At 70.4% G+C, this 13,467-nt stretch carries 13 protein-coding genes; 6 read left to right on the top strand and 7 right to left on the bottom strand.

What is annotated here, in order from left to right; all coding sequences use genetic code 11:
- Nucleotides 1-113 precede the first annotated feature (113 nt).
- Both BLA60_RS42570 and BLA60_RS34070 read right to left on the bottom strand, forming a co-directional pair.
- Complete coding sequence (locus tag BLA60_RS42570) at nucleotides 114-272, bottom strand: DUF397 domain-containing protein (protein WP_084735677.1); 159 nt, start codon at nucleotides 270-272, stop codon at nucleotides 114-116.
- Entirely contained in the window at nucleotides 269-1,090 is an 822-nt protein-coding gene (locus tag BLA60_RS34070; protein WP_084735676.1) for a helix-turn-helix domain-containing protein, read from the bottom strand. The genes BLA60_RS42570 and BLA60_RS34070 overlap by 4 nt, the downstream gene beginning before the upstream one ends.
- A gap of 120 nt (nucleotides 1,091-1,210) precedes the next feature.
- Here BLA60_RS34070 and BLA60_RS34065 point away from each other — a divergent pair, with 120 nt between their 5' ends.
- The 4 genes from BLA60_RS34065 to BLA60_RS34050 are packed head-to-tail and all read left to right on the top strand — an operon-like array spanning nucleotide 1,211 to nucleotide 3,336.
- On the top strand, nucleotides 1,211-1,612 hold the full coding sequence (locus tag BLA60_RS34065; RefSeq protein WP_154814805.1) for a hypothetical protein: 402 nt from the start codon (nucleotides 1,211-1,213) through the stop codon (nucleotides 1,610-1,612).
- A 42-nt stretch (nucleotides 1,613-1,654) separates the two neighbouring features.
- Nucleotides 1,655-1,843, top strand: a complete 189-nt coding sequence (locus BLA60_RS34060) for a hypothetical protein (protein WP_154814804.1) — start codon at nucleotides 1,655-1,657, stop codon at nucleotides 1,841-1,843.
- Nucleotides 1,844-1,879: 36 nt separating this feature from the next.
- The gene (locus BLA60_RS34055) at nucleotides 1,880-2,377 is read left to right on the top strand and encodes a SigE family RNA polymerase sigma factor (RefSeq protein ID WP_075137174.1); all 498 of its coding nucleotides are present in this window, start codon (nucleotides 1,880-1,882) and stop codon (nucleotides 2,375-2,377) included.
- Nucleotides 2,374-3,336, top strand: coding sequence for a hypothetical protein (locus BLA60_RS34050; RefSeq protein ID WP_075137173.1), 963 nt, complete (start codon nucleotides 2,374-2,376; stop codon nucleotides 3,334-3,336). The genes BLA60_RS34055 and BLA60_RS34050 overlap by 4 nt, the downstream gene beginning before the upstream one ends.
- Here BLA60_RS34050 and BLA60_RS34045 read toward each other — a convergent pair.
- Nucleotides 3,333-3,671, bottom strand: coding sequence for a winged helix-turn-helix transcriptional regulator (locus BLA60_RS34045; RefSeq protein ID WP_075137172.1), 339 nt, complete (start codon nucleotides 3,669-3,671; stop codon nucleotides 3,333-3,335). The genes BLA60_RS34050 and BLA60_RS34045 overlap by 4 nt on opposite strands.
- A 127-nt stretch (nucleotides 3,672-3,798) precedes the next feature.
- Between BLA60_RS34045 and BLA60_RS34040 the strand changes: the two genes are divergently transcribed.
- Nucleotides 3,799-4,563, top strand: a complete 765-nt coding sequence (locus tag BLA60_RS34040) for an SDR family oxidoreductase (RefSeq protein WP_154814803.1) — start codon at nucleotides 3,799-3,801, stop codon at nucleotides 4,561-4,563.
- A 2-nt stretch (nucleotides 4,564-4,565) separates the two neighbouring features.
- Here the strand turns inward: BLA60_RS34040 and BLA60_RS34035 are convergent, their stop codons facing one another.
- From BLA60_RS34035 to BLA60_RS34020, 4 genes are all read right to left on the bottom strand, one after another.
- Entirely contained in the window at nucleotides 4,566-9,464 is a 4,899-nt protein-coding gene (locus BLA60_RS34035) for a DNA repair ATPase (protein WP_075137170.1), read from the bottom strand.
- Nucleotides 9,461-11,416, bottom strand: coding sequence for a flotillin family protein (locus BLA60_RS34030; protein ID WP_075137169.1), 1,956 nt, complete (start codon nucleotides 11,414-11,416; stop codon nucleotides 9,461-9,463). The genes BLA60_RS34035 and BLA60_RS34030 overlap by 4 nt, the downstream gene beginning before the upstream one ends.
- Before the next feature lie 20 nt (nucleotides 11,417-11,436).
- Nucleotides 11,437-11,997, bottom strand: a complete 561-nt coding sequence (locus tag BLA60_RS34025) for a hypothetical protein (RefSeq protein WP_075137168.1) — start codon at nucleotides 11,995-11,997, stop codon at nucleotides 11,437-11,439.
- Nucleotides 11,998-12,410: 413 nt separating this feature from the next.
- Complete coding sequence (locus BLA60_RS34020) at nucleotides 12,411-12,680, bottom strand: GlsB/YeaQ/YmgE family stress response membrane protein (RefSeq protein WP_075137167.1); 270 nt, start codon at nucleotides 12,678-12,680, stop codon at nucleotides 12,411-12,413.
- A gap of 112 nt (nucleotides 12,681-12,792) precedes the next feature.
- Between BLA60_RS34020 and BLA60_RS34015 the strand changes: the two genes are divergently transcribed.
- Nucleotides 12,793-13,194: a VOC family protein gene (locus BLA60_RS34015; protein WP_075137166.1), complete on the top strand. Its 402-nt coding sequence runs from the start codon at nucleotides 12,793-12,795 to the stop codon at nucleotides 13,192-13,194.
- Nucleotides 13,195-13,467 lie beyond the last annotated feature (273 nt).

Genomic DNA, 13,467 nt, shown 5'->3' with positions numbered 1-13,467 from the left:
CCTGACACGTTCGACAGTTTTGCGAAGGTGGATTTCTTTGTCGTGGGAATTCGACACGGGATCTCGTCGCGGCGTCGCGAAGGGAACGGTCGGGCCTGAGGGCCGGGTGAGCGTCAGCGCCCCCGCGCGAACAGCCGTAACTGGCTCAGGGCGGTCCGGCCCACGGGCAAGGTGAGGCCGGGGTTCTTGCTGTCCCGAACGGCAGCGAGGTCGTTGCGCACCTCGACACAGTCACCAGATCCGGACCTTGACGACTTGCGCCACATGATCATCCACCCTCCATCAGTCGCCTGATAAGGGTACGGCTTCCGTCCTTCGGAAGCGCAACCTGGTCGAGCCGGTCAAGGATCGCGGTGTAGTGATCGGCTTCGTGGATGTACGTGGCGCCGGTTGCCAACTCGACGTACACGACCGGTGGTGTGTGCCGGAAACGCATCCAGTGCCACGTGTGCAACAACAGTGCGCCGGTCTGCTGATGAGGAATCACACGTATGCCGGCAGTGCCGATCTCCATGCAGCGAAGGAGGTGAGCCAGCTGTGCGTGGTGGGCGTCCTTGCCTCCCCAGTGGGTCCTCAGCGCTGCCTCGGTGACGTACACCGAGAAATCGACCTTGCCGAGGATCTGTTGGCGGCGCAGGCGGGCGATCCAGCCGAGTTCGATGTCCCTGCGAGTGAGGCCGTTCGCGGCCATCGCGGCAACAGCGGTCTCGTAGGTGTGCAGCAGACCGGGGACCACGGCGACCGCGACAGCGACCAGTTCGACCGCTTCCGCCTCATAGCCAGCAAGTGTCCCCACGTCCTCGGGAACGCCAGGTATCGGACGATCCCACCATCCGGATGAGGCACCCGTTGCCAGCTCGGTCAGGATCGCGTCGCGTTCCTTGGCCGGCAGGCCCCAGGCGGTGACCAACGTCGCGAAGTCCTGTATGGACACCGGGCGTAGACCCCGTTCGGTCCGGCTCAACTTTGATCCGTGCCAACCGGCCAGCTTCGCCGCCCGTTCGAGCGGCAACTCGCAGCGCTCGTTGCGGATCACCCGCAGCCGACTTCCCCACATCCGGTCACGCGCGCCTGGATTCTGCTCCGACATTCATGTCCCCTTCCGTACCACGGAATTCGCAGCGCGGTTCCGCAACCAAAAGTACCTTGTCCCCAAGCAGAAGTAAGAGGAACGGGTATGAGCGGAAAGTCAGAACTTGACGCTTTGCTGGTGACCGCCAGCAAACGCGGCTACGTGTGGCACCGTTTCCGGGACGACCGTCACGGCCCGGAAGTACTGGCCGGTGTATTCGGGTGGGACAACTGCACCGATGTTCTGGTGCTCGCCGACGAGAAGGGTACACATGCCTACCGGGCACCGGTGGCCCCCACCTCGGACGTCTTCGCGCCGACGCAAGTTCACTGGTGGTACGGCAGAAGCGATGACGCCGCGCTCCCCGGAACGGACAAGGTGCTGCGGGGCGTCACGATGGTCTGGGTTCTGCGCGCACTGCTCACCCTTCCGGATCCCGGCGAGCCGGGCGGTCTGCCGTCGGTCATGCCGGCGCTGAAAGGAACCGGGGTGCCCGGCGATCGGGTACCCGTTCGTATACGTACGTGGCCCCGCCACTGAAATCTCTGGAGAAAGCCAGTGACAGCGATACCGTTCGCGCTCGTGAGCGCGGAGGACAGCAGCAAGATTTTCGCCTACGGGTTGGACATCAGTCTGGCGTCACGCCGGGACGTGATCACTTTCCGCCGCGATCGGGGTGGGCAGACCATGTTCGGGGTCCACAGTTCGGCTGAGTCGGCGCTCCAACGGTTCAGCCACATCACGCCGCTGGATCTCGTCTGGGAGACGTGACTCAACACTTCCGGGTGGTGGACGCGTTTGAGGGGTGTGGATTTCGACGAGTTCCTGCGTGAGCAGTTGGGGCCGCTGACCCGGTTCGCCGGTGTGCTGACGGCCGACGCCCATCTCGCCCAGGACCTGACCCAGGACGCCCTCGTGCGGGCCCACGCGCGGTGGGGGCGGATCGGGCGGATGGATCGGCCGGACCTCTACGTCCGCCGCATGATCACCAACGGGTTCCTGTCCTGGCGGCGGCTGCTGTCGGTGCGTTCGACCAGGACGGTTCCCGACATCGGCGAGTTCAGCCGTGCGACGACCCCTGATCCCGCGACGCGGCTCGCGGACCGGGATCAGGTGTCCGCGCTGCTGGCGACGTTGCCGCGTCGGCAACGCGCCGTGGTCGTGCTGCGGTTCTACGAGGGCCTGACCGACACCGAGATCGCCGCGATCCTCGGCTGCGCCGCCGGCACGGTGCGCAGCCACCTCTCCCGCGCGCTCGCCGAGCTGCGCACCCAGGTCCACCCCGTGGAGGTAACCGAACCATGATCGAGAACGAGTTGCGCCAGTCGCTGGACGCGCTGGAACGCCACGCCCCGGCCGAGACCGACGTGTTCACCGGCGTCCAGGCGGGCATCCGTCGGCGCCGCCGTCGCCGCCAGATCACCAATGTCGCCGGCGTGGCCGGTGTGGCGTCGGCCGTCGCGCTCGGCGTCGTGGTCGCCACCACGCCCGGCGACAACGGTTCCCCGACCGGCCTCGCCCCGGCGTCGTCGGCGACCGCGACCGTGCCGGCGGCCCCGTCCCTGCCGTTCACCGCCGGCTGGCTACCGTCGGGCTATCACCTGGACACCTGGCGGGTGTCCGAGACCCTCGGCTCGGCCCAGTACGTCGGCGGCGGCGACTTCCGGACCGTGGTCGTGTGGGTCAGCGACCAGGTCGACGACCCGCTCCCCGAGGCTGTCGACGAACCGACCACGGTCGCCGGCCGGCCCGGCACGCTGCGCCGCCTCGGCCCCGGCCAGACCCAGCTGATCTGGCAGTTGCCCGACAACCGCTGGGCCGTGGTCAGCGGCACCGAACCGGCCGTCCCCCTCGACGCCCTGCGCCGGGTGGCCGAGAACGTGACCGGCACCCCGACCGCACTGGACGTCGACCTGGCGCTGTCCGCGCTCCCCGCCGGCTACGACGAGATCTCCTGGGCCGACGGCTCCCCCACCGTGTGCCAGACGGCCGACACGTGCGTCACCCTGAGCCTGCACCAGGGCAAGGCCCCCGCCCGGGTCCAGGGCCCGCTGGTCGTCACCGCCGAGGAGAAGGCCGACCTCGACCCCACCTGGGTCCCGGTCGACCAGAAGCAGATCGTCGACGGCACCCCCGTACGCACCACCGCCGACGGCCGCCTCGCCGTCGTCCAGGTCGACGCCACCCACTGGGCCAAGGCCTTCTCCACCAACGCCGACCCCGCCACCATCCGCGAGGCGGTCACCCTCGTCGAGGTCGACTAACGCTCGTCGCCGGGCAGGATCTGGTCGGCGTTTGCTCGGATCCAGTCGAGCAGCGGTGCCAGGGCGGCGGCCGCGCCCCGGCCCAGCGGGGTCACCGAGTAGGTGACCGACGGTGGCAGTTCGGTGCCGACCGCGCGGTGGACCAGGCCGTGGCGGCACAGCGGGCGCAGGGTGGCCGTGAGGCTCTTGTCGCTGATTCCCTCGACGACCGTGCGTAGTTCGTGGAAGCGGTGGGGGCGGGTCAGCAGGGCGGTGAGGACCAGCACCGTCCACCGGCCCGCGAGGTGTCCCAGCAGCTCGCGGGCCGGGCAGTCCCGGTGAAACACGTCACTCATCTGGTCGGGCTCCGGCCTGTGGGCTGCGGGCTCACCCTCGGGTGAGCGGCACACCGCGCGGTAAGCGCCTTCCGCCCGAATGGGCACTTTCTCTAGGTTAGCGCGCAGCTCAGACCGAGGAGGAAGCGTGTCACCCACAACTATCGTCACCGGCGCCGGGCGGGGCGTCGGGGCGGCCGTCGCCCGGGCGCTCGGGGCGCGCGGACACCACGTGATCGTCAACTACCGCACCGGCGCGGCGGACGCGGACGCCGTGGTGCGCGAGGTCCGGGCCGCCGGCGGCAGCGCGACCGCGGCCGGCGCGGACGTCACCGATCCGGGTGAGGTGGACCGGCTGATCGCCGGCGTCCTCGCCGAGCGGGGGCGGCTCGACACGCTGGTCGTCAACGCCAACACGGTTCCGCCGCCGTTCGCGGCGTTGGCCGACCTGCCGTGGGAGACGTTCGCGGCCAAGGTCGACGGGGAGCTGGCCGGCGCCTTCCACGTCACCCGGCGCGCGCTCGAACCCATGCGGGAGCAACGCCGCGGGCGCATCGTCTACCTCGGCAGCACCGCCGCCGACTACGTGGGCGGCGGGCGGCTCGCGCACGGCACCGCGAAGTCCGCGCTGGCCACCTTCGCCCGCCACGTCGCCGCCGAGTCCGCCCGGGACGGGATCAGCGTGCTGACCGTCACCCCGGGCGCGGTCCGCTCGCCGGCCACCACCGCGCTGCTCACCGGCGAGCGGGCCGACGCGCTGGCCCGCGAGTCGGTCCTGCGCCGGATGGTCGAGCCCGACGACGTCGCGGCCGTGGTCGCGCTGGCCACCGACCCGGCGCTGGCCGCCGCCACCGGCAGCACGCTGCGCGTCGACGGCGGCTGGTCGGTCCTGGTCGGCGGCCCGACCAGCTGAGCTCAGCCCGACGCGGCCCGGATCGCCGTCTCCACCTGCGCCACCCGGTCGGCCAACAGCCCGACGGCGCCGATCGCCCTGGTCATCGGGTCGTCGGCCGCGCCGCCGAGCGCCTTGTCCCGCAGGTAGGCGGCCTTGACCTCGGCCCACCGCGCGGCCTGGGCCTCGGTGAGCGTCCCGCGCAGTTCGGCGAGCTTGAGCAGGTTCGCCTCGGCACCGGCGGTCAGCGTCTGCGCCTCACCGAGGTAGTGGTCGTCCACCAGGGACTCCAGCTCGGCGTCGTTCATCACCGGGACGATGCGTTCGGCCAGCTTGTTCATGTTGCGGTAGGAGCCCTGCAGCAGGAACGGCGGCTCGGTGCGCGACGAGTCGGCCTGCGCTGCGGAGGCGATGTAGGCCTTGTTGTTGGCCAGCACCACCCGCTGCACGCGCAACACCTTGCGCAGCACCGACAGGATCTGGTCCAGCTCGACCGCCGAGTACGGGTGCGCGAGCTGCTCGGTGCGCACCGAGTCGTCCCCGCCGGCCAGCCGCACCAGCAGCTGGATGTCCGCGCGCTCCCGGGTGGACAGTGGCGCCAGGACCGAGTTGGACGTCAGCGAGTTCTCGACGTAGCTCAGGGCGAACAGGTCGTCCTTCCCGGACAGCACATCACCGAGGTTCCACACGTCGGCGCGGTTGGCGAGCATGTCCGGGATCCGGAAACGCTTGCCCTGCTCGGTGTACGGGTTGCCGGCCATGCACACCGCGAACCGCTTGCCGCGCATGTCGTAGGTCCGCGTCCGGCCCTGCCACACGCCCTCCATCCGCCGCTGCGCGTCGCACAGCGAGATGAACTTCTGCAGCAGCTCCGGGTTGGTGTGCTGGATGTCGTCCAGGTACAGCAGCGCGTTGTTGCCCAGCTCCAGCGCGAAGGAGATCTTCTCGACCTCCTGGCGGGCGGTGGCGTTGGGCGCGTCGGCCGGGTCGAGCGAGGTCACGTCGTGGCCCAGCGCCGGGCCGTTGACCTTCACGAACACCAGGCCCAGGCGGTTGGCGACGTACTCCATCAACGTCGTCTTGCCGTAGCCGGGCGGGGAGATCAGCAGCAGCAGACCCATCTGGTCGGTGCGCTTGTCGTCGCCGGTGGCGCCCAGCTGCTTGGCCAGGTTGTCGCCGATCAGCGGCAGGTACACCTCGTCGAGCAGCCGGTTGCGGACGAACGCGCTCATCACCTTCGGCCGGAACTCCTCCAGCCGCAAACGATTGCGTTCGCGTTCGACCAGCGCGTTGCGGGTCTTCTGGTACGCCCGGAACCCCGGCACCCGCTCGGTGCGGAAGGTCCGCACCCGGGTCAGCAGCTCGTCCAGGCGCACCTCCAGCCGGCGGTCGACCACCCGGGGATGCGACCCGAGCAGACCCTCCACCGTGGCCGACAGCGCCGCCGACGAGTCCCTTCTGGACAGTCCGGGGCCGCACAGCTCGATCGCCACCGCCTCCGGCAGGTCCACCGGGGACAGCTCGTCGGTGGTGGTCAGGAACGCCGAGAGCCACGCGTCGACCAGCTGGTACCTGGCCTGGAGGTCATCGCCCAGTGCCTGCAGGTCGTTGTCGAACTCGCGGCGCCCGGCCAGCGACCGGCGGAACCGCGACACGATCGCCCGCGCCCCGGCGCCGGTCACGAACCCGTCGGGCGTCGCCAGCTCCTCGAACAGGTACTCGGCCGCGAGCGCTGGCGCCTCGGGCAGCCCGGCCGCCCGGCCGAACTCGGCCATGGCCGACGCCAGCTCGCCGCACAGGTCACCGATCGCCGGCACCGCACCGAACGCCGCCCGCGCCCTGGCCAGCGACCCCGCCCGGGTCGTCCACCGCTCGCGGGTCGCCTCGTCGGTGCCCGACGCCCAGAACACCTGGGCGGCCGCGCGCGCGTCCGGCGGGTAGCGCAACAGCCCGGCGCCGGCCGACAGCCGCGCCAGCACCGCCAGGATCGCGGCGGCGTCCTGGTCGTGCACGCCCCGCTCGTAGCCCTCGTCGTAGCGGGCCTCGGCGGCCCGGCGGACCGCGCCCAGCAGATCCTCCAGGTCGGGCGTCTCCTCCAGCACGCACGCCGCCAGGTACTCCGCCCGGTAGACCTCCGGCGACTCCGAGACCAGCAGCTGGTCCCAGTAGCCTCGGGTGGCCTCGAACTCGGTGTCGGTGACCGGCTCGCGGTAGTCGGTGCCGGTGACCGCCAGCGACATCCGCCCGTCCTTGGGCACCAGCGTCAGGTCGATGGCCTGGGTGTTGACCGCGAACCGGTGCCGGCCAAGCCGCACGGTCTCGCCGCCGTCGCCGTAGAGGTCGGCGCGGTCGCGCAGCGAGCGGCCGGCCTCCTGACGGGCGGCCTTGAGCCGGCCGGCCAGCTCCTCGGCGCGGACCGCGTCGTCGAGCTCGCGCAGCTCCTCGGCGACCGAACGGACCTTGGCGACCATCGGGTCGGAGGCGAAGTAGGTGTTGATCTCGTCCAGCGACGACAGCCCGGCCACCCGCCGGTTGACGCTGGTCAGGATGCGTTCGGCGGAGTCGACCAGCCGGTCGGCGCGCCGCGCCTGCTCGTCGACCAGCGCCTGCTTGCGCGAGGAGAACGCCTCGTACACGTCGGTGCGCTTGGCCGACAGCTCCCCAAGGAAGTCGTCGAACTCGGCGAACCGGGACTCCAGGTTCTCCAGGCGCAGCAACAGTTTCCCGAGCCCGTCGTCGCACCGGCGCGGGGTGTCGGCGACCGCCAGGGCGCCGGTGATCGCCTGCCCCAGCAGCGCGAACTCGGCGGCGAACGCCGCCCGGCCCTCGGTTGACAACAGCGCCTTGCGCCGCCCGTCCAGGGTCGCCCGCGCGCGGTTCACGCCGCCGAGGACCTCGCCGATCCGCTCCAGGATCTGGGTACGCACGGTCGCGTCGGCGATCTCCAGCCCGCCGACGACCTCGGTGACGATCTCCAGCCCGGCGGCCTGCTCGGCCAGCCGCTCGGCCACCGGCCCGGCCTCGGCGACCGTCGCGATCGCCTCCGCGTCGGCGACCAGCGCCGCGACCTGCTCGTGGTAGCCGGTGAACGCGTCCGGCCCGCTGAGGAACTCGACCGCGCGGGTCGCCGCCGCGGCCAGCTCGGACTCCAGGGTCGCCGCCAGCTCGTCGATCCGCGCCGTGTCGACGTAGCGGACCTCGCGCAACGTCACCAGGTGTCCCTGGGCGCGGCGCAGCTCCGCGAGCTGACCGACCCACTGGTCGGCCGACTTCGGTGCCTCGCCACGCACCCGGCGCACCAGCGACCGGCAGTGCTCGTCGGTCTCGGTCAGCTGGGCGGCGGCCGAGGCCGTCAGCGTCTGCACGGTCTCGAACTCGGCCAGCACCTGCTCGGCCGTCGCCCGCACATCCGCCACCGGCGTCCGCAGGTCACCCAGCTCGGTGTCACCCAGCCAGTGGTAGCTGTCGAACGCCCGCGTACAGGCGGCGATCAGACCCTCGAACATCGCCGTCGACGGGGCCATCTCGCCGATCATCCGGGTGACCGACAGGCAGTCGGACACCCCCCGCACCAGATCGGCGTTGCCGATCCGCTCCAGCGGCCCGGTGCCCACCGGCTGCGCGGCGGCGAAACTGTCCGACACGTACGGGGTCTGCCACACCTGCATCGGGTGCACCCGCGTCGGCTCCTCGGAGTCCGCGCGGAACGCCACCAGCGTGCCGTCCTCGAACAGCGAGAACCCGTGGCAGGGCAGCGGCGTCGCGACCTCCTTGCGGATCACGTTGTAGGGCAGCAGCAGCGAGCGGCCCTCCCGACGGGCGTGGAAGACGTACACCACGTCCTCGCCGTTGGGGGAGCGGATGACCCGTTCGAACTCCAGGCCGTCGGTGGCCGTGTCGAACGTGCGGGACACGCCGGTGGCCAGGTAGTAGCCGCCGGGGAAGATCAGGCCCTGGTCCTCGGGCAGCCGCTGACAGGCCTGACCGATGCCGTCCAGGCGCACCACCGACCGGGTGCGCGTGTTGTAGACCAGGTAACGCCAGGTCTTCTCGTTGTAGGGCAGGATCTTCAGCAGGATCAGCGGGCCGACCCGCGCGTAGCGGATGTCGGCGTCGGCCAGGCTCTGCAACGGCTCGTCGACCGACTCGCGGTAGATGCCCTCGCCGACCTCGGTGTTGTTCTCCACCTTGACCGTCAGGTCGCCGTTGACCGTCTCGATGAAGACCTCGTCCTCGATCGACACGTGCGGGTGGCGGCCAAGGACGTGCTGCTCGCGGGTGGTCTCGGTCCAGGTGAAGTCGTGCGCCGCCGGGAAGACGTGGTCCCGCTCGCCCGTGTTGTCCAGGTAGGACAGCGAGCCGTCGGCGCCGACCGACCAGCGCAGCACCTTGATGTCCTCGGTGCGCGGGCCGGTCTGGAACACCGCCAGCAGCTTGCCCTCGATCGGGCGCAGCTGCAGCAGCCGGGTCTCCCGGTAGTACCGGTACAGCTCGGTGAAGTCGCGCCGGAACCGCTCGTCGCCCAGCAGCTCCGGCCGCTCGTCACGCCCGGCGTCCTCGAACCGGAACGCCTCGCCGTCGCGGGTGAACCGGTGCAGCGAGAACACGTCGTCGACCGTGGTCTCCGGCTTGAGGCCGATGAACACGTTGTAGCCGAACAACATCAGCCCGCTCGCGACGTCCCCGTCACTGTCCGGGACGGACACCACGTCACGCGGCACACAGTTGTTGACCGTGCGGATCCGTTCGGCGCCGACCAGCCGCATGTCGGTACTGCCGAACACCTCCAGCCGCCGCGCGTTGAGCGCCTCGGCGCGGCGGGTCAGCTCGGCGGCCTGCTCGGCGAGCCGGGAGCGCAACACCTCGTAGGTGCGCGCGTCCAGGCCCGCCGCAGCCGGCGCCTGTTCGGTGGTGGCCGTCACGACTTCGGTGTGAGCGCGGCGGCCGCGTCATCGGGCACGCTGACCGGCAGCGCCCCGTCCCGCATCATCTTCATCAGCAACGCCGACATGGAGATGTTCTTGACGTCCTCGGTGCCCATCGAGCCGAGGATCTGCTTGATGTCCTCGGTGAAGTCGGCCGAACCGTTGAGCCACGGGCCGGCCAGCGTCTTCGCCACGTCGGAGTGCTCGACGAACCCGTCGACGCCCTTGCCGAGCGCGATCGACCCCATCAGCCGGTCGAAGAACACGGTGTCGCCGCCGACGATGTCGATGTCGGCCTTCTCCAGGCCCTTGGCCAGCACCAGCGCCTGCTGCTCGGCCACGTCACGCTGGGCCTCGATGCCGGCCATCCGGATGTCCTTCTCGGCCTCCAGCCGGATCCGGAACTCCTCGTGGGTGCGCGAGGCGGCGTCCATCGCGGCGAGCGCCGCGGCCTTCTCGGTGAGACCCTCTGCCTCGCCGCGCAGCTTCTCGCGCAGCGCGTCCGCGCCGGCCAGCGCCTTCTCCCGCACCACGATCGCCTCGGCGCGGCCCTCCTTCTCGATGACCTCGGCGCCGCGCTCACGCACCTGCACGTCGGCCAGGCCCTCGGCGGCGGCCTCGGCCTGGATGCCCTCGGCCAGCCGGATCTTCGCGGTGGCCTCCAGCTCGGCGGCCTGCTGGCGCGCCTCGGCGATCAGCAGCTCCTCGCGGGCCTTGAACTTGGCTGCGGCCTCCGCGGCCTCGGCGGCCTTGATGTCCTTGACCAGGTTCTCCTGGGCCTGCGCCTCGGCGCGGATCACGATGGCCTGCCGGTCACGCTCGGCCTCCTCGACCGCCCGCAGCCGCTTGATGTTCTCCTCCTGCTCGGCCACGGTCTTCTCCACCGCGATCCGCTCCCGCACGACCTCGGCCACGGTCCGCTTCTCGACCTCGACCTCCTTGTCCTTGGCGGCGGTGGCGACGGCGATCTCCCGCTCGCGGGACACCACCTCCAGCTGGCGGTCCTTCTCGATCCGCTCGGTCTCGATGGCGATGACCCGCTCGCGGTTCTTCTCCGCGACGGCGACCTCGCGGGCACGGTTCTGGTCCTGGATGCCGAGCTGCTCGTCGGTGCGCAGGTTCGCGGTCTGCGCCTTGAGGCGCTCCTCGGCCTGCACCTTGGCGGTCTCGGCCTCCTCGCGGGCCTTCATCGTCTCGATCTCGCGGCGCTGGCGGTTCTCCGCGTCGGCCTGCCGGCGCTCCAGTTCGAGGATGGCCTCGCGGGCGTCGACGTTCTGCTTGGTGATCTCCTTCTCCTCCGTGCGCTGGAACTCGTTGGTGCGCACGTGCTCGATGGCGGTCAGCTCGGTGATCTTGCGGATGCCCTGGGCGTCGAGGATGTTGTTGCTGTCCAACTGGGCCAGTGGCGTCTGCTCGAGGTAGTCGATGGCGGCGTCCTCAAGGCTGTAGCCGTTGAGGTCGGTGCCGATGACCGCGAGGATGCGGTCGCGGAACTCGTCGCGCTTGGTGTAGAGGTCGACGAAGTCGAGGTGCTTGCCGACGGTCTTGAGGGCCTCGGAGAACTTGGCGTTGAACAGCTCCTGGAGGGTGCCCTGGTCGGAGGCGCGCTCGGTGCCGATGGCCTGCGCGACCTTGATGACGTCCTCACTGGTCTTGTTGACCCGCACGAAGAAGGTGATCCGGATGTCGGCGCGGATGTTGTCCTGGCAGATCAGGCCTTCCTGACCCATCCGGCCGATCTCGATCGTCTTGACGGAGATGTCCATGTACTCCGCCTTGTGGAGCACGGGTAACACGACCGCGCCGGTGAACGTGACGTGAACGTTGCGCACCTTGGACACGATCAGCGCGCGCCCCTGCTCGACCTTGCGGAACAGTCGGCTGATCGCGAGCAGCAGGATGAGCAGTACGGCGAGCACCACGCCGACAGCGATGAAGATGACCTCCATTGTGGACCTCTCTGTGATACTCAGGCCGGCGCGACCCAGAAGAACTCGCCGTCGATGTCGTAGTCGAAGATCAACGCCCGGTGCCCCGAGGTGAGCTGGTGCTCACCGGTCTGCCGCACCTGGACGATCGCGGAGGACCCGTCCGCGGCGGTGACCTCGGCCTGGCCGAAGTCAGCGGAAACCCGGCCGGTGCGAATGACACACTCCCGACCGACGAAGTCGTTGCGGGACGGCTCGACCCCGGTCGCGTACAGCCGCCGCAACGGAGTGGCGACCGCCCGGGCCGCCAACAACCCCAGGAACAACCCGACGACGATCGCCCCGACACCGGCGACGACACCGTCGAAGATCAGCCCCCCGGCCAACGTGGCGAACCACCCCACCACGATCAGTACCGAGGCGGTGACCGTGACCGGAACACCCCCCAGTCCGAGCCCGTCCCCGAAGGACCCGTCCCCGGCGAACAGCTCGACGTCGAACGTGCCGAGCAACACCAGCAACCAGTAGAGGACGACGAACGCGAGCAGGAAAGTCAGTGGCAGAGCGGGAAAGGACAGCGCGGCGTCGAAGAAGTCGCCCATAACCGCCCTCCCCTGGCCCGTACGTGGGGGGACTATACCCAGCGATTTCCCACGTCCAGGGGCAAAACGAAGAAACTCCTCACCACAGCACGTCCGGTTACCGCACTGTTACACGGTTCCGGGGAGGGGTGGGGTCTCGCGCGGGTTCGCGAGTGGATCGCCGAGGATCGCCGCGTGGGTTCGTGCACGGTCCGGGTCGGCGCGCGAGCGGCGTGCGATGGAGTGCGCGGTTCGCGGCCGGGGTCCGCGCGCCGGCCCGGCGCGTAGCCGCTGGGGTCCGCGCGCCGGCCCGGCGCATAGCCGCGCGGCCCGGCGCGCAGCCGCGCGGCCCGGTGCGAAGCCGCGCGGCCCGGTGCGCGAGCACGGCCCCGCACCCGACTCCCCCTGGTGGGTCGTGTGCGGGCCGCGCGGGTTCAGTGGTTCTGTCGCGTGCGAGCCCGGGTCAACAGCGAGACCCCGCCGCCGGCGAACACGACCTGCATGGCGATCTCGGTCCAGTCGATCCCGTCGGTGTCGGCGACGCCCACCAGATCGGCGACCCCCGTCCCGATCACCGCCCCCACGATGCCGACGAGGAGAGTGGCGAGCAGCGAGAGCCGGTGCCGGCCCGGGACCACCGCGCGCCCCAACCCACCGATGATCGCCCCGAACACGATGGCGGTGATGATTCCGGTGATCTCCACGACGTCCTCCCTCGTTCTCCAAGCCGACTCCAGCATCACCCGGGCGGGGCGGCGAGGACCATCGGGCATCGCCCGGAGGCCGACCCTGAACTTCCCTGGCACCATCGGGGTCATGCTGAGTGACGCGCAGGTGGCGACCAGGCTGCCGTGCCAGGACCTGACCCGAGCCCGAGCGTTCTACGCCGACAAACTGGGCCTGGAACCCTCGGAGGAACGCCCGGGAGGCCTTCTCTACCGCCTGGGCCCGACCCGCTTCGCCCTGTTCGCCTCCACCGGAGCGTCATCGGGCGAACACACCCAGATGGCCTTCGAGGTGACCGACCTGGACGCCGTCGTCACCGAACTACGCCACCGCGGCGTCGTCTTCGAGGACGTCGACCTGCCCGGGCTCCGCACCGTCGACGGCATCGTCGAGGTGGCCGGCAACTACCCCTCGGTCGGCACCGGCGAACGAGGCGCCTGGTTCCGCGACAGCGAGGGCAACCTCCTTGGCCTGGGCCAACCCATCCCCTGAACACCCACAACGACCGATCCGGGTTCCGCAAGGCGGAGACGGTCCGTGCGGCGTTGGAGGCCGAACTGTCCTTCTACGGGCACGGGAACGCCACACGGCAGACGGACACGAACCCGCCCCATGACCACGGCCAGGTCCAACTCGCGGACAACCGGGGCAAGCCCCAGTACCCCTAGGTACGGCCCCCACCCTCACCGGCAGGGGGTCGGCAAAGTCGATCACCCAGTTGATGGGGCGGGCACGGTCTCGTTGATCATGTGATTGCTGATGTCC

It is taken from the genome of Actinophytocola xinjiangensis (assembly GCF_001921215.1).
Taxonomy (GTDB): Bacteria; Actinomycetota; Actinomycetes; order Mycobacteriales; family Pseudonocardiaceae; genus Actinophytocola; species Actinophytocola xinjiangensis.
Note: the sequence above shows the minus strand (reverse complement) of the source record. Positions and strands in the feature narration are given on the sequence as shown.